Origin of the sequence: Nocardioides aquaticus (assembly GCF_018459925.1) — a bacterium.
Classification (GTDB): domain Bacteria; phylum Actinomycetota; class Actinomycetes; order Propionibacteriales; family Nocardioidaceae; genus Nocardioides; species Nocardioides aquaticus.
Genome location: NZ_CP075371.1, coordinates 4,075,811 through 4,091,477 on the forward strand (window position 1 = coordinate 4,075,811; position 15,667 = coordinate 4,091,477).

Sequence of the window (15,667 nt, forward strand, 5' to 3'; positions counted from 1 at the left end):
CGGTGAGCACCACCCTGGTCGCCAAGGGGCTGTCCGGCGGACACGCCCACCGCACCCTCTTCGAGGGCCTCGACCTGACCGTCGCCCCGGGCGACGTCGTCGGCGTGGTCGGCGCCAACGGGGCCGGCAAGTCGACCCTGCTCCGGCTGCTCGCCGGCCGGGACGCCCCGCTGGCCGGCACCGTCAGCACGGCCCCCGCGGACGCGTTCGTGGGCTGGCTGCCCCAGGAGCACGAGCGGCTGCCCGGCGAGACGGTCGGGCAGCACCTCGCCCGGCGTACCGGCGCCGCGGCAGCCACCGAGGCGATGGAGGCCACCGCCGCCGCCCTCGGCTCCGAGGTGCCCGGCGCCGACGACGCGTACGCGGTCGCGCTCGACCACTGGCTGGCCTCCGGCGCGCCCGACCTCGACGAGCGGGTGCCCGCCGTGCTCGGCGACCTGCGTCTCGACGTCGGCCCCGACGCGCTGATGACCTCGCTGTCGGGCGGGCAGGCCGCGCGGGTGGGGCTGGCCGCGCTGCTGCTGAGCCGCTTCGACCTCGTCCTGCTCGACGAGCCCACCAACGACCTGGACCTCGACGGGCTCGAGCGGCTCGAGCGGCTGGTCGGCGGCATGCGGGCCGGGGTCGTGCTGGTCTCGCACGACCGCGAGTTCCTCGCCCGCTGCGTGACCCGCGTCGTCGAGCTGGACCTCGCCCAGCACCAGGTGCGGGTCTACGACGGCGGGTACGACGCGTTCCTGGAGGAGCGCGCCGTGCACCGGCGCCACGCCCGTGCGGCCTACGAGCAGTACGCCGGGACCAGGGCCGACCTGGAGTCCCGGGCGCGCACCCAGCGCGAGTGGAGCTCGCAGGGCGTGCGCAACGCGATGCGCAAGAGCCCCGACAACGACAAGATCCGTCGCCGCGCGCAGAGTGAGTCCTCGGAGAAGCAGGGGCAGAAGGTCCGGCAGATGGAGTCCCGGATCGCCCGCCTCGAAGAGGTCGAGGAGCCCCGCAAGGAGTGGGAGCTGCAGTTCTCGATCGCCCGCGGCGCGCGCTCGAGCTCGGTGGTGGCCACGCTCGACCAGGCGGTCGTGCGGCGCGGCGACTTCACGCTCGGCCCGGTGTCGCTGCAGGTCGACGCCGGCGAGCGGATCGGGATCACCGGGCCCAACGGGGCCGGCAAGACCACCCTGCTCCAGCTCCTGCTCGGCCACCTCGCACCCGACGAGGGCCGCGCCTCGCAGGGTGCGTCGCTGTCGGTCGGCGGGATCGACCAGGCCCGCGCCTCGCTGCCCGAGGACCGCACCCTGGGCGACGCCGCCGAGGCCGCGCTGCCCGACCTCTCGCCGGCCGAGGTGCGCACGCTGCTGGCGAAGTTCGGTCTCAAGAGCGACCAGGTGGCCGGCCTGGTCGCCCGGCTGTCCCCCGGCGAACGCACCCGCGCGGCGATGGCGCTGCTGCAGGCGCGCGCGGTCAACGTGCTGGTACTCGACGAGCCGACCAACCACCTCGACCTGCCGGCGATCGAGCAGCTCGAGCACGCGCTGGACGCCTACGACGGCGCCCTGCTGCTGGTCTCCCACGACCGGCGGCTGCTGGACCAGGTGCGTCTGGACCAGCAGTGGCGGGTCGAGGCCGGCCAGGTCTCGACCGGCTGAGTCTGTCAACTTGTGGTTGACAGACCGGCCCGGGGCGGGTGGGGTGGGGGCATGACGCGCACCCCCCAGGTCCTCGCGGTGGCCGCCGCGGTCACCGTCGCGGTCGGACTCCTCGACGGGTCCGGCTGGCCGTCCTTCGTGGTCGGTGCGGTGCTGGCCCTCGCGCTGTGGGTGATGCTCTTCGCCGGCCCCTACGCCTCCGGCGGGGACCGCGACACGGTCGACCCGCGGGCGTACGCGCTCGCCGCCGCGACCGGCACCGTCCTCGGTTACCTGACGGTCCGGATCGGGGACGGGAACAGCGCCTTCTGGGCGACCGGCTTCATCGTCGCCGGGGCGATCCTGCCGGCCGCGCTCACGTCCTCGCGTGACCGGCACTGAGGCCCGCGGTGATCCCGGGTCCCTGCTGGCCCTGGCCGCCGCGCGGCAGGCGGCCGCGCGGGCCCAGGACGGCCTGCACGCCGCCGTCGCCGCGGCCCGGGCCGCCGGCCACACCTGGGCCGAGGTCGGCGCGACCCTCGGCACGACCCGCCAGGCCGCGTTCAAGCGGTTCGGCACACCCCTCGACCCCCGGGACGGACGACCGATGACACCCAGCCCCACCGACGGTCTCGACCTCGCCACCGAGGAGGTGTTCACCCGTCTCGACGCCGGTGACTACGACCACCTCCGCGCGCTGATGACCGACGACACCGCCGCCGTGCTGACCCGCGCGCTGGTGCTGGACACCTGGGCCGGCGTCGTCCGGGAGACCGGGCGCCTCGAGGGCTGCCACGCCACCCGCCTCGAGCTCCCCGACGGCTCGTCGGTCGGCGTCGGGGAGCCGGTGCTGGGCGGCGTCGTCGGCGCCACCCGGCTCCGCTGCGAGGCCGGGGAGTGGCTGGGGCGGGTGGCCTGGGACGAGGAGCGCCGCGTCGCCGGGCTGCTGGTCGTGGCACCGGGGACCACCAGCCTGCCGTTCTGACCCGTCCGGCGGGCCCGTCGCCTCGGCGTCACGCCGCCACTCGCGCTGTAACGCTGTGTTACATCGCCTAGCGCAGCGTCACGACGCCGCACCAGACGATGTAACACAGCGTTACAGCTGCGCCGGGCGCCCGGACCGCTGCCCGGACCGCTGCCCGGACCGCTGCCCGGCGGTCGCCTCAGCGGACCCGGCGGGGCGCCAGGAACGCGGCGAGCGTGGCCAGGCCGACTGCGGCGGAGCCGGTGAGCAGCGCGGGTCCGACCGCGCCGTCGTACCCGACCGGGCTGATCTCGCCGCCGTTGCCGAGGAAGACCGCGGTCAGCAGCGCGATCCCGAAGGCCACCCCGAACTCGCGGATCGTGGAGTTGGCGGAGCTGGCGATCGCGAAGTCGTCGTCCGGCAGGCCGTCGAGGACCATGGTCGCGCTGGGGGCGAAGGTCAGGCCCATCCCGATCCCGGCCATCGCCAGCGGCACGACGAACGAGCCGTACGCCGCGCCGCTCTCGGTGAGCACGGCGAACCACGCCAGCGCGGCGGTCTGCAGGGCCAGGCCCACCAGCAGCAGCGCCCGCAGCCCGGTCCGGGAGGCCAGCGCGCCGGCGATCGGGGCGACCACCATCGGTGCCGCCGTCCAGGGCAGCGTCCGCAGTCCCGCCTCCAGGGGGCTGAAGCCCTGGACGACCTGCAGGTACTGCGAGAGCAGGAACACCGTGCCGAACACGCCCGTGGTGAACAGCAGCCCGACGGCGTTGGCCACGGAGAAGCCGCGGGAGGAGAAGAGCCGCAGCGGCAGCACGGCGTACGAGCGCCCGCGCGCCCAGAGCACGTAGGCCGGCAGCAGCACGACCGCGAGCACCAGCGGGCCCAGGACCCCGACCGAGCCCCAGCCGTCCTCGTTGCCGTGCACCATGCCCCAGACCCCGGCGAGCACGGCGCCGCCGACCAGCAGCGTCCCGACCGGGTCCAGCCGCTGCCAGGCGCCCCGGGCCTCGGGCACCGTGAGCAGGAGCAGGGGCACGGCGACCACCGCGACCGGGACGTTCAGCCAGAAGATCGCCTGCCAGCTGATCCCCTCGACGACGGCCCCGCCGACGACCGGACCGAGCGCGACCCCGAGGCCCGACACCCCGCCCCAGATCCCGATCGCGACCGGGCGGAGCGCCGGCGAGACCGAGGAGGCCAGCAGGGTCAGCGACAGCGGCATGATCGCCGCGGCCCCGAGGCCCTGCACCGCCCGGGCCGCGATGAGCGCCTCCGAGGTCGTGCTCAGCGCCGAGGCGATCGAGGCCAGCGTGAAGACCGCGATGCCGGCGACCATCACCCGGCGCCGGCCGAGCCGGTCACCCAGGGTCGCGGCCGGCAGCATGAAGGTCGCGAAGGTCAGCGTGTAGGCGTTGAGGAACCAGGACAGCTGCCCGACGCTCGCCCCGAGGTCGGCGCGCACCACCGGCAGGGCACTGGTCATCACGAGGTTGTCGAGCGTGGCCATGAACATCGGCAACGAGGCCGCGACGACCACGAGCCACACGGGTGCGCGGCGGGCGCGCCCGGTCGGGTCGGCGGCGGGTCCCTGGCGTTCCGGCGGGCGGTCGAGGAGGGTCATCTGCATCTCCGGTCTAGAAGGCATCGAATGATTACTTACGCCACGACGGTAGGTAATCGTTTGATAATCTGTCAAGGATGACTTCCCAGGACGCCGCCCCCGTACCCCGGATGAGCGCCGAGGACCGCCGCGCGCTGGTGCTCGACGCCGCCACCCACGCCTTCGCGCTGGCCGGCTACCACGGCACCAGCACCGACGCCGTGGCCAAGCACGCCGGGGTGTCCCAGCCGTACGTCGTGCGGATCTTCGGCACGAAGCTCGCGCTGTTCCTCGAGGTGTTCGAGCGCGCCATGCAGCGCATCGACCGGGCCTTCGCCGAGGTGATCGACGCCCAGCCCTTCGACCCCGACAGCGAGGCCGACTGGGAGCGGCTGGGGCTGGCCTACGCCGCCCTGATGGCCGACCGGGACCTGCTGATGGTGATGATGCACGGCTTCGCGGCCGGCGGGATCGAGGAGATCGCCGAGCGGAGCCGGGCCTGCATGGGCGCGGTGTTCGCCACGCTCCGCGACGCCGGCGGCAGCGACGAGCGGATCCGCGACTTCGTGGCGCAGGGGATGCTGATGAACGTCTTGCTCTCGATGCGGGCCCCCGAGCACCTCGACGAGGAGGGCGCGGGCCGCGCGGTCGCTCCGTTCACGGTCTGCGCCTTCGGCGACGCGCTGACCTTCGTGACGGCACCCGGGGCCGAGTAGGACGGGGCCCTGGGGCGGGGCCCCGGGGCTGGGTACGGCGGACCGACGACCGGGTGCCGTGCGACCCCGAACCGGCCGGTGGCCTTGTGCCCGCCTCCTGGACGCTGTTGTGTGAGTGATCCGCACCACAACGCGACCGACGGAGGACCACGTGTTCCAGCGACTGGCCGTGGTCAACCGCGGCGAACCGGCCATCCGGCTCACCCGGGCCGTCCGGCAGCTCAACGAGGAACGTGGCTGGGGCATCGAGGTGGTCGCGCTGCACACCCGCGCCGAGCAGAAGTCGCTGTTCGTCCGGGCCGCGGACGACGCGGTGTGCCTGCGCGACGCCGGCCCGGCGGGCGTGCCGTACCTGGACCACGTCGAGCTGGAGCGCGCGCTGGGCCTCGGCCGGGCCGACGCCGTGTGGGTCGGATGGGGGTTCGTGGCGGAGGACCCGGCGTTCGCCGAGCTCTGCGAGCGCCTCGGGCTCGTCTTCGTCGGCCCGTCCGCGCGGGCCATGCGGCAGCTGGGGGACAAGATCGAGGCCAAGCTCCTCGCCGAGCAGACCGGGGTCCCCGTGGCCGCGTGGAGCGGGGGGCCGGTGGACGGCCCCGAGGACGCGGCGCGGCAGGCCGAGGCCATCGGGTACCCGGTGATGCTCAAGGCCAGGAGCGGCGGCGGCGGGCGCGGGATCCGCATGGTGCGGACGCCGGAGGAGCTGCCGGAGGCCCTGGAGCGCACCCGGGCCGAGGCGCGGGCCACCTTCGGGGACCCCGTGGTGTTCCTGGAGAGCCTGGTCGGCGGCGGGCGCCACATCGAGGTGCAGGTGATCGCCGACGCCCACGGGACGGTCTGGGCGCCGGGCGTACGGGACTGCTCCATCCAGCGGCGCAACCAGAAGCTGGTCGAGGAGTCCGGCTCCCCCGTGCTCAGCGAGCAGCAGATGTCGCGGCTGCGCACCGCCTCGATCGCGCTCGTCTCGGCCGCCGGCTACCAGGGCGCCGGCACGGTGGAGTACCTCTACCAGCCCCAGGACCAGACCTTCGCGTTCATGGAGGTGAACACCCGCCTGCAGGTGGAGCACCCCGTCACCGAGGCCACCACCGGGCTCGACCTGGTCAGGCTGCAGCTGCTGGTCGCCCTCGGGGAGCCGCTCAGCGGCGAGTGTCCCCCCGAGACCGGGCACGCGGTCGAGGTCCGGCTGAACGCGGAGGACGCGGCGGAGGGGTTCGCCCCGGCACCGGGCACCGTCACCGTCTTCACCCCGCCCGCCGGTCCGGGCATCCGGGTCGACACCGGCATCGCGGCCGGCGAGGTGATCCCCCCGGACTACGACTCCATGGTGGCCAAGGTGATCGCCTGGGGACGCGACCGCCCGGAAGCGCTGGCGCGGCTGCGCTGCGCCCTGCGGGAGACGACCGTGCTCATCCAGGGCGGGACCACGAACAAGTCGTTCCTGCTCGACCTGCTGGCGCGTCCCGAGGTGGTCTCCGGCGAGGCGGACACCCAGTGGCTCGACCGGGTCAGCGCCGAGCTCGCGACGGCACCGACGGGTCACGCCGACATCGCTCTGCTCAGCGTGGCCATCGACGTCTACGACGCCGAGGAGGCGGTGGAACGCGCCGCGTTCCTGGCCTCGGCGCGCGGAGGTCGCCCCCGCGCCGGCCACGCCGTCGGGCGCCAGGTCGAGCTCGCCCACCAGGGACGGACGTACACCGTCACCGTCGGCCAGGTCGGGCCACAGCGCTACCGGCTCGAGGTGGCCGACCAGGAGGTGGTGGTCGACCGCGACCGGATCGACGACCACCGGAGCCTGCTCGACGTCGGAGGACGCCGCCACCACGTGAGCAGCGTGGCCGGCACGGGCAGCCACCTCGTCGACGTCGACGGCGCGACCAGCCGGATCGTGCACGACGACGCCGGCGTCGTGCGTGCCCCGGCGCCGGCGGTGGTCGTGGCGGTGCGCGTCGCGGCCGGCGACCGGGTCGAGGCCGGCGCGCCGCTGGTCGTGCTCGAGAGCATGAAGATGGAGACCGCGGTGCGGGCCCCCGCGGCCGGCACCGTCCGCGACGTCCTCGCCGTGGTCAACTCCCAGGTCGATGCGGGGGCACCGCTGCTGCGGCTGGACCAGGCCGAGGACGACGTCGAGGTCTCCACGGCGCCCCAGGTCGACTTCGGGCCGGCCGCGGAGGCCGCTGCGGACGACCCGAAGCTGCGCGCGCTGGCCATGCTGGCCGACTTGCGCTCGCTGATCAGGGGCTACGACGTCAGCGCCGCCCGGGGCGTGGCGCTGGTGGCCGACTACGCGGCGGTCCTCGACCAGGTCGGCCCCGAGGACGGCGACCTGCTGGCGGCGGAGGTCGCGGTGGCGACCACCTTCGCCGACCTGTGCGACCTCTCCCGCAACCGTCCCACCGACGAGGAGAGCTCGACCGAGGAGCAGGTGCACAGCCCGCGGGAGCACTTCCACACCTACCTCCACTCGCTCGACGTCGACCAGGAGGACCTCCCGGAGAGCTTCCGGACCCGCCTGTCCCGGGCGCTGCAGCACCACGGGATCGACGGGCTTGAGCGGAGCCCGGAGCTCGAGGAGGCCGTCTACCGGTTGTTCCTGGCCCAGCAGCGGGCCGCCGACCACGTGCCCGTCGTCGCCGCCCTGCTCGAGCACTGGCTGGTCCACCGCGACGAGGTCCCGGCCGAGGGTCGCCAGGCCGTCGGCGAGGTGCTGGACCGGCTGGTCGGCGCCACCCAGCTCCGCTACCCCTCGCTGGGCGACCTGGCCCGGACCGTGCGCTTCCAGGTCTTCGAGGAGCCGCTGATCGAGCAGGCCCGGCAGGACGCCTACCAGGGGATCCAGAAGCACCTGGACCACCTCGACGCCCACCCGGAGGCCGACGACCGCGCCGAGCACATCGCCGCCATCGCCGCCCTGACCGAGCCGGCCGTGACCCTCCTCGGGGTGCGCGCCGTCGCGGACAGCCGGGGTCACGAGCCCCTGCTCGAGGCGCTGACGCGGCGCTACTACAAGATCCGCACGCTGGAGGACGTCCGGTCCTTCGTGCGCGAGGACCGCCAGTTCGTCACCGGGAGCTTCGACCTGCAGGGCGAGCGGCTGCACCTGGTCTGCGCGGTCACCGACGTGGACGGGCTGACCGCCACCGCCCGGACCGTCTCCTCGATGGCGCAGGAGCTCGACGACCCGACGAACCTGGTGGTCGACCTGTACGTCGCCTGGAGCCAGGCCCCGGAGGACGACGACGAGGTGTCCGCGGTGCTGCTGCGGATGGTCGAGGGCGTCCCCCTGGTCGACAGCGGTCGCCGCGTCACGCTCACCGTGTTCGCCGGACGGGGCGACCACGTGAGACAGCTGACCTTCCGGCCCGGGGAGGCCGGCCTCGCCGAGGACCGGGTGCTCCGCGACATGCACCCGCTGACCGGCCAGCGCCTCGACCTGTGGCGGCTGAAGCACTTCGACGGCACCCGGCTCCCGGCTGCCGAGGACACCTACCTGTTCCGGTGCACGGCCAAGGACAACCCGGCGGACGAGCGGCTGGTGGCCCTGGCCGAGGTCCGCGACATCACGCCGTTGCGGGACGCGTCCGGCCAGGTCGTCTCCTTCCCGGCCCTCGAGCGGGCGCTGGCGGCCTGCCTCGACGGCATCCGTCGGCACCAGGCGCGGCGCCGGAACCGGCTCGACGCCAACCTCGTCCACCTCTACGTGTGGCCCCTGATCGACTTCCCGCTGGAGGACGTCGACGGCCTGACCCGGACGACCGCGCCGCTGACGGCCGGGGCCGGCCTGGAGGAGGTGATGGTCCTGGGGCGGGTGAAGGACGAGGCCGGAGGAGCCCCCCGCTACGTCGCCCTGCGCTTCACCGAGGGACCGACCGGGGTGCAGGTCACCGTGAGCGACCCACCCACGGAGCCGCTGGCGCCGCTGGACGTCTACTCCCAGAACGTCCGGCGCTCGCGCGCCCGGGGCGCCACCTATCCCTACGAGCTCGTCTCGCAGGTCGCCGGTCCCGACGGGAGCTTCGTCGAGCACGACCTCGACGCCGACGGCCGCCTGGTGCCCGTGCAGCGCCCGCCCGGCCAGAACGAGGCCGGCATCGTCGCGGGCGTGGTGAGCACCCCGACCCCTCGCTACCCCGAGGGCATGACGCGGGTCGCGCTGTTCGGCGACCCGACCCGGGCCCTGGGCTCCGTGGCGGAGCCGGAGTGCGCCCTGGTGATCGGGGCCCTCGACCTCGCCGAGCAGATGCAGGTCCCCGTCGAGTGGTTCGCGCTGTCCTCGGGAGCCAAGATATCGATGGACAGCGGCACGGAGAACATGGACTGGGTCTCGCGCGTGCTGCGCCGGCTCATCACGTTCACCCAGCGCGGCGGCGAGGTGAACGTCGTCGTCACCGGGATCAACGTGGGGGCCCAGCCGTACTGGAACGCCGAGGCGACCATGCTGATGCACACCAAGGGCATCCTGGTGATGACCCCGGACAGCGCGATGGTGCTCACCGGCAAGCAGTCGTTGGACTACTCGGGAGGGGTCTCCGCCGAGGACAACTTCGGCATCGGGGGTACGACCGGGTGATGGGCCCGAACGGGCAGGCGCAGTACTGGGCCCCGAGCCTGCCCGCCGCGTGCGAGGTCCTCCTCGCGCACTACGACCACGCCTACGTCGCGCCCGGGGAGTCCTCTCCCCGGCGGGCCGAGACGACCGACCCGCACGACCGCGACGTGCGCGCCTACCCGCACCAGCACCCGGTCAGCGACTTCACGACCGTCGGGGACATCTGGTCCGCGCAGGCCAACCCCGAGCGCAAGAAGGCCTTCGACATCCGCACCGTGATGCGCGCCGTGGTCGACCAGGACCACGAGGTCCTGGAGCGCTGGGCGGGGATGGCCGACGCCGACACCACGGTGGTCCTCGACGCCCACCTGGGCGGCTACCCGGTCACCGTGCTGGGCATCGAGTCACGCCCGATCCCCCGTCGTGGCGCGTTCCCCGCGGACGGTCCGGACCAGTGGACCGCCGGCACCCTCTTCCCGCAGTCCTCCAGGAAGACCGCCCGCGCCATCAACGCCGCCAGCGGCAACCGCCCGCTGGTCGTGCTCGCCAACCTGTCCGGCTTCGACGGCTCCCCGGAGTCGCTGCGCAAGAGCCAGCTCGAGTACGGCGCGGAGATCGGCCGGGCGATGGTCAACTTCGACGGGCCGATCGTCTTCTGCGTCGTGTCGCGCTACCACGGCGGCGCCTTCGTCGTCTTCTCCGGCGTGCTCAACGACAACATGGAGGTGGTCGCCGTCGAGGGGTCCTACGCCTCGGTCATCGGTGGTGCGCCGGCCGCGGCGGTGGTCTTCGCCCGGGACGTCACCCGGCGTACGGCGGGCGACCCGCGGGTGACCGCGCTGGAGGCCGAGCTGGCGCAGGCCGACGAGGGTCAGCAGGCCGCACTCCGGGCCGAGCTGGCCGACCGCCGGACCTCGGTCCGCTCGGAGAAGCTGGGCGAGGTCGCCCAGGAGTTCGAGGACGTGCACACCATCGAACGGGCCCGGCGCGTCGGGTCGGTCGACACGATCATCGCGGCCCGGGACCTGCGCCCGTACCTGATCGGTGCCGTCGAGCGCGGCCTCGGCCGGGCGTCCGGCGTCACCAGCGAGAGCACCGAGCGCACCGACTGACCGGTCGGCCGTCCACCACACCCCAGACAGCAGGAGCCCCGTGCAGCCCTTCCTCGTGAACCGCCACGACCGGATCGTCTTCCCCTCCAACGTCGTCCCCGAGCTCGACCTGTCCACCATCGACACCCTCGAGCAGCTCGACACCGTCATCCGGCGGGACTTCGAGACGAAGGCGCCGACCGGCACCGACATCCTGCAGCGCGTCGAGCAGGGCCGGTACGCCAGCCGCTACGAGCTGATGCGCGACGTCGCGCTGAACATGTTCTGGGTCGGCCGGTTCGCCCACACGCTGTTCGAGAAGCGCCCGACCCGCTGGGCCGACGTCCCCCGGCGCCGGACCGACGTGTTCCTGCCCGTCCTCACGCCCTGGGAGGACGGTGACACGAAGGTGGCGGCGGTCGCGCGCGCGTACGAGGCGTTGCCCTCGACGTTCGACGGGGACGCCGAGGACCGGGTCTTCCGGATCCTCTTCGACGTCTTCGGCCACCGCAAGCACCACGCGACCGAGCTGACGGCGACGAAGCCGACGGTCGCCGAGATCCTCGCCGACCCCGACAACCTGACGTTCCGGCTGCAGGACTACGACCCCGACTACCCGCGGTACGACTTCGCCGACATCGTCGACAGCGCCGAGGACGCGCCCGAGATGGAGGCGCTGCACCGCTGGGCGATGGTGCTGCACAACCAGTACCCGTGGGACCGGGAGAAGGCCGACCTGGTCCGGGTCGGGGACCTGCAGGACGACGACTACGTCGTGACGCTGCACCCCCGCACCCACGAGGTCGAGGCGTTCTTCCGCCGCCTGGAGCACGGGGGGACCCGCGGCGCCGCACGGGCCGCGCCGCAGCCGGTCGCGCCCGTCCGGCCCTACCCGAGCATCGACGTGGCGTCGCAGTTCACGGTGATGCCGCGCATCGAGGCGCTGGCGGTGGTCCACGGCGACCGGGCCTGCACCAACCAGGACCTGATCCGCAACGCCGCCTACAACTGGTCGCCGATGACCGCCGACGAGATCCGGGACAAGACCGGGATCGAGCAGCGCCTCTACACCTCCGAGAGCTTCGAGGAGATGGCCCTGCGGGCCGCCCGGAAGGCCCTCGCCCACGCGGGTCGCGGGCCCGAGGACATCGGCGCGGTGATCGTCTGCACCTGCACCAGCACCCGGCTCATCCCCTCGGTGGCCACCTGGATCTCCGGCGAGCTGGGGATCCAGCAGACGCACGCGTCCTTCGACCTGGTGGCCGCCTGCGCCGGGCTGCCGTACGGGCTGTCCGAGGCGACCCGACTGATCCAGGAGGTGCAGCGCCCCGTCCTGGTCGTCTGCGCCGAGAAGTTCTCGGACAAGATCGGCAACGTCCGGCCCTCCCGGATGATCTTCGGGGACGGGGCCGCCGCCCTGGTCGTGGGCGTGGCGCCGGAGGGAGAGGCCCCGGACGTCGAGTACCTGCAGACCTACGCCAGCGGCCCGGCCTCGGAGGTCAACTCGATCATCTGGCCGAACCCCGACTTCGACAACAACATCACCGTCTACGGTCCCGAGGTGAAGTCGCTGGCCGGTCGCTACCTCACCCAGATGATCGAGGAGCTCAAGGCGCTGCCCGGCCCGGATGGGGCCGGCGGCACCCTCCTGGACAGCATCGACCTGATCGTCCCGCACCAGGCCAACAAGACGATGGTGGTGCAGCTGGCCGCGGACGCCGGTCTCTCCGAGGACAGCCTGTTCTTCAACATCAGCCAGGTGGGCAACGCCTCGTCGGCGAGCATCCCGCTGGCCATCCACGACGCGGTCCGCGACGGGGTGATCACCGCGCCGGTGCGGGTCTTCGCACCGGGGTTCGGGGCAGGTGCCGTCGCCGGGTTCAGCGTGATGCGCATCGACCCGGCCGTGGTGGCCCTGTCCGACGGAACCACAGACGGGCCTGCGGACGGGCCTGAGGACGGATCCGTGGCGGGAGCCGGGGAGGGGGCCGTCGGCGCCCGGCAGCCGCCTCCCCCGCAGTCCACCGAGAACGTGGGGCTCGCCTTCGGGTAGCCCACGGGCGGACGCCGCCGGAAGTCCCCGGCCGGCCGGGGACTTCCGAGCTTGTCGGGCTTTGCAAAGCCCGACAAGCTCGAAACCTGCCCGTCAAGGACTCGGGAATCAGGCGGAGCCCCGGCCGGTCGAGTCCGCGTCACATGTCCATGCCGCCGTTGACGCCCCACACCTGCCCGGTGATGTAGGCCGAGGCGTCCGCGGCCAGGAAGTGGACCACGCGCGCGATCTCCTCCGGACGGCACAGCCGCCCCACCGGGATCTGCTTCCTGATCCGCTCCAGCGCCTTCTCGGGCATGGCCGCGACCATGTCGGTCGCCACGAACCCGGGCGTCACCGTGTTCACGGTGATGCCCACGCTGTCCTCGGTGACCTTGTCGGCCTTCGCCAGGACGAACGCCGCCTCGCGCGCCAGGGTCTTCGTCAGCCCGAGCATGCCGGCCTTCGACGCCGCGTAGTTGGCCTGGCCGACGTTGCCGGTCTCCCCGATCACCGAGGAGACGAAGATGATCCGACCGGTGCCCCGCTCGACCATGTGCTCGAGCGCCGGCTGGGCCATGTAGAAGGAGCCGGACAGGTTGACCGAGAGCACCGTGTCCCAGTCCTCCACCGACATCGACATGGCCATCTTGTCGATGGTGATCCCGGCGTTGTTCACCAGGATGTCGAGGCGGCCGTGCTGGTCGAGCACCTCCTGCACGACCCGGCGGCAGTCCTCCGGGCGGGAGACGTTGCCCCGGTGGATGGTCAGCCGCCCCTCGTGGGCGAAGTCGTTCTCGAACGTCTGGAGGAACTCCTCGGCGGCCGCGGTGTTGCCGGTGTAGCCGGCCGCCACCGACGCACCCTGGCTGGCCAGGCTCCGCACGATGGCGGCACCGATCCCGCGGGTGCCGCCGGTGACCAGGGCCACCCTCCCGGAGAGCTTGTCGCCGGCGATGAAACCGGACGGATCGACGGACGTACCTGAGAGTTCGTTCACCGCGTGCCTCCGAGCGTCTTCGGGACGCGGCGTCAGGCGCAGTACGGGCTGCGCCGGCCGCGCCCACGGGTGGGGGCCCCACCATGGCAGGCCGCGAGGGTGGTGGGAAGGGCCGCGAGCAGACCGTCGGGGAAGCGCGCTGGGCCGTGCTCCGTCGTCCGGGAACGACGAAGGCCCCTCGTCAGCATCGCTGCTGTCGAGGGGCCTCACGGCGTCTGGTGGAGCTGAGGGGATTCGAACCCCTGACCTTCTCATTGCGAACGAGACGCGCTACCAACTGCGCCACAGCCCCGGAGCGTCTTGCGACGCGGTGCGAAACGGTAGCACCAGCCGCGGCCGGTGCCGAAACCCGCCCGGGTCAGGAGCCGGTCGCGCGCCGCTCGTCGGCGGCGCGGTCCCGCTCGGCGCGCTCGGCCTTCTCGGTGCGTGCGGCCTGCTCGGCCTCGCGGGCCAGGGCGCTGTCGGACTCCGAGCGGCCCGAGGTCCAGACGCCGGTGGAGTCGAGGTCGATGGTGCGGACCGTGCGGGGCGCGGCGGTCGCCTTGCCGACGTAGGTCGGCAGGGTGACCGGCACGGGGTCCCACATGCCGGCCTCGGCGGCGCTGCGCACCGACGAGCTGGCGCCGGCCACCACGGCCGCGACCTCCTGGGTGGGGTCGCCCCCGTCGTCGTCGACGGCCGGCAGCAGCGGCGAGGGCTTGTCGTGGTCGGCGTAGAAGTCCTCGTCGCGCTCGGCCCGGCGCGCGATGCGCGCCTCCCGGCGCAGGTCGCGCTTCTCCGCGCGGGCGTCCTTGCGCTGAGCCCGGCGCAGCTGCGCGTCGGCCGCCCGCCCGGTCTCGACCCGCACCATCATCCGGCAGGCGGTCAGCCATGCGACGAGCAGGACGACCGGGACGGCGGTCCAGGCCCAGGCGAGCACGCCGGCCACGACGAGCAGGACGACGGCGGCGAGCGCGCCCAGGACGGCACCGAGCACGCGCCGTCGGCGGGCTGCCGCACGGGCAGCGGCGCGACGGCGTACGGCGACCGGGACCTCGCGGGGGGCGGGCTCGGGCGAGGGCGCCGGGCCCTCCTTGGTGGTGACGGACGTCGTGGCGGGCGGCCGGCCGGGGCTGACGACCAGGCGGCTGTCGCGCGCGCTGACGGCCTCGCGGTGGGCGAGGACCCGCATCGTGGCGGAGAACCGGTCGACCGACCTGCTGCGGGCGACCTCGTCGTGGTGGCGGATCGCCTTCGGGACCAGGTAGACGGTCCAGGCCACCGCGAGGGCCACGAAGATGAGTGCGCTGAGGTCCACGACCTGAGGTTAGGAGGGCGGGGCCAGGGGGGCCGGGACGCGCGCCCGTGTGTCGCGTTTTGCCTGTGGTGCAGGTGTGGTTCGTACGCCCGGACCTGACGGGCAGGTTTCGAACATGTCGGCCTTTGCAAGGGCCGACATGTTCAGAAGTCCCCGGCCGACCGGGGACTTCGCGGCCCTACCCCGCCAGCGTCTGCTCGTACCGCGCCACCAGGCCCCCGGGGACGTCCTCGGCGGTGATCGCGTAGAGGCGGTGGTCGCGCCAGTCGCCGTCGATGTGCAGGAAGCGGGGCGCGTAGCCGACCTCGGGGATGCCGAGCTTCTCCACCACCCGCAGCGAGTTGGTGTTCTCCGGGCGGATGGCGACCTCGACGCGGTGCAGCCCGAGCGGGCCGAAGCAGTGGTCGATGGTCATCGCGACGGCGCGGGGCATCACGCCGCGGCCGGCGAAGCGCTGGTCGATCCAGTAGCCGACCGAGGCGAACTGCGCCGAGCCGCGGACGACGTTGTTGACCGTCACCTGCCCGGCGAAGTCGCCGTCGACCTCGATCGCGAACGGGAACGTGGTGCCCTCGCGCGCCTGGCGGTTCATCCGGCGCACCAGGGCGCCGTACGACGCGGGGCGGGTCGACCCACCGGGCGGCACGGTCGCGTCCCACCGCACCAGCCAGGCCGCGCTGCGGCGGCGGGCCTCGCGCCAGGCCTCGGCGTCGCCGCGGGCCAGGGGGCGCAGCGACACCTCGGGGTCGTGGCCGGAGCGGAGTCGTGCCGGCCAGGCCCGGCCGGCGCGTCCGTA

At 73.5% G+C, this 15,667-nt stretch carries 11 protein-coding genes and 1 tRNA gene; 7 read left to right on the top strand and 5 right to left on the bottom strand.

All coding sequences use genetic code 11. The features are described 5' to 3' along the window. The first annotated feature begins 2 nt into the window (after window positions 1–2). The 3 genes from ENKNEFLB_RS19840 to ENKNEFLB_RS19850 are packed head-to-tail and all read left to right on the top strand — an operon-like array spanning window position 3 to window position 2,604. Complete coding sequence (locus ENKNEFLB_RS19840) at window positions 3–1,640, top strand: ABC-F family ATP-binding cassette domain-containing protein (protein WP_214056943.1); 1,638 nt, start codon at window positions 3–5, stop codon at window positions 1,638–1,640. 51 nt (window positions 1,641–1,691) lie between these two features. Continuing rightward, the gene (locus ENKNEFLB_RS19845) at window positions 1,692–2,021 is read left to right on the top strand and encodes a hypothetical protein (protein ID WP_214056944.1); all 330 of its coding nucleotides are present in this window, start codon (window positions 1,692–1,694) and stop codon (window positions 2,019–2,021) included. Further along, window positions 2,008–2,604, top strand: coding sequence for a hypothetical protein (locus ENKNEFLB_RS19850; RefSeq protein ID WP_214056945.1), 597 nt, complete (start codon window positions 2,008–2,010; stop codon window positions 2,602–2,604). Before ENKNEFLB_RS19845 ends, ENKNEFLB_RS19850 begins: the two co-directional genes overlap by 14 nt. Window positions 2,605–2,782: 178 nt before the next feature. Here the strand turns inward: ENKNEFLB_RS19850 and ENKNEFLB_RS19855 are convergent, their stop codons facing one another. Next, window positions 2,783–4,207: a DHA2 family efflux MFS transporter permease subunit gene (locus ENKNEFLB_RS19855; protein ID WP_246535686.1), complete on the bottom strand. Its 1,425-nt coding sequence runs from the start codon at window positions 4,205–4,207 to the stop codon at window positions 2,783–2,785. 77 nt (window positions 4,208–4,284) lie between these two features. On the opposite strand from ENKNEFLB_RS19855, the gene ENKNEFLB_RS19860 reads away from it, so the two are divergent. The 4 genes from ENKNEFLB_RS19860 (at window position 4,285) to ENKNEFLB_RS19870 (ending at window position 12,595) form a co-directional block, all read left to right on the top strand. Continuing rightward, complete coding sequence (locus ENKNEFLB_RS19860; protein WP_246535687.1) at window positions 4,285–4,902, top strand: TetR/AcrR family transcriptional regulator; 618 nt, start codon at window positions 4,285–4,287, stop codon at window positions 4,900–4,902. Between the two features lie 151 nt (window positions 4,903–5,053). Further along, window positions 5,054–9,472, top strand: a complete 4,419-nt coding sequence (locus ENKNEFLB_RS19865; protein ID WP_246535688.1) for an ATP-binding protein — start codon at window positions 5,054–5,056, stop codon at window positions 9,470–9,472. After that, window positions 9,472–10,563, top strand: coding sequence for a carboxyl transferase domain-containing protein (locus tag ENKNEFLB_RS22740; RefSeq protein ID WP_246535689.1), 1,092 nt, complete (start codon window positions 9,472–9,474; stop codon window positions 10,561–10,563). The genes ENKNEFLB_RS19865 and ENKNEFLB_RS22740 overlap by 1 nt, the downstream gene beginning before the upstream one ends. A 40-nt stretch (window positions 10,564–10,603) precedes the next feature. Continuing rightward, entirely contained in the window at window positions 10,604–12,595 is a 1,992-nt protein-coding gene (locus ENKNEFLB_RS19870) for a 3-oxoacyl-[acyl-carrier-protein] synthase III C-terminal domain-containing protein (protein ID WP_214056947.1), read from the top strand. Window positions 12,596–12,734: 139 nt separating this feature from the next. Here the strand turns inward: ENKNEFLB_RS19870 and ENKNEFLB_RS19875 are convergent, their stop codons facing one another. The 4 genes from ENKNEFLB_RS19875 to ENKNEFLB_RS19890 form a co-directional block, all read right to left on the bottom strand. Beyond that, a complete protein-coding gene (locus ENKNEFLB_RS19875) occupies window positions 12,735–13,574 on the bottom strand; it encodes a beta-ketoacyl-ACP reductase (RefSeq protein ID WP_214056948.1) in 840 nt (279 codons plus the stop codon). 216 nt (window positions 13,575–13,790) lie between these two features. Further along, window positions 13,791–13,866 (bottom strand) — tRNA-Ala (locus tag ENKNEFLB_RS19880). A 66-nt stretch (window positions 13,867–13,932) separates the two neighbouring features. Beyond that, window positions 13,933–14,871 carry a divisome protein SepX/GlpR gene (gene sepX, locus ENKNEFLB_RS19885; RefSeq protein ID WP_214056949.1) on the bottom strand — a complete coding sequence of 313 codons (939 nt, stop codon included), beginning with the start codon at window positions 14,869–14,871 and terminating at the stop codon, window positions 13,933–13,935. A 178-nt stretch (window positions 14,872–15,049) separates the two neighbouring features. Continuing rightward, the gene (locus ENKNEFLB_RS19890; protein ID WP_246535690.1) at window positions 15,050–15,610 is read right to left on the bottom strand and encodes a GNAT family N-acetyltransferase; all 561 of its coding nucleotides are present in this window, start codon (window positions 15,608–15,610) and stop codon (window positions 15,050–15,052) included. Between the last annotated feature and the right edge of the window lie 57 nt (window positions 15,611–15,667).

Bases quoted from the DNA above. Each gene is read 5' to 3' on its own strand.
- ENKNEFLB_RS19845 (WP_214056944.1), top strand. From the start codon at position 1,692: ATGACGCGCACCCCCCAGGTCCTCGCGGTGGCCGCCGCGGTCACCGTC.
- ENKNEFLB_RS19855 (WP_246535686.1), bottom strand. From the start codon at position 4,207: ATGACCCTCCTCGACCGCCCGCCGGAACGCCAGGGACCCGCCGCCGAC.
- ENKNEFLB_RS19860 (WP_246535687.1), top strand. From the start codon at position 4,285: ATGACTTCCCAGGACGCCGCCCCCGTACCCCGGATGAGCGCCGAGGAC.
- ENKNEFLB_RS22740 (WP_246535689.1), top strand. From the start codon at position 9,472: ATGGGCCCGAACGGGCAGGCGCAGTACTGGGCCCCGAGCCTGCCCGCC.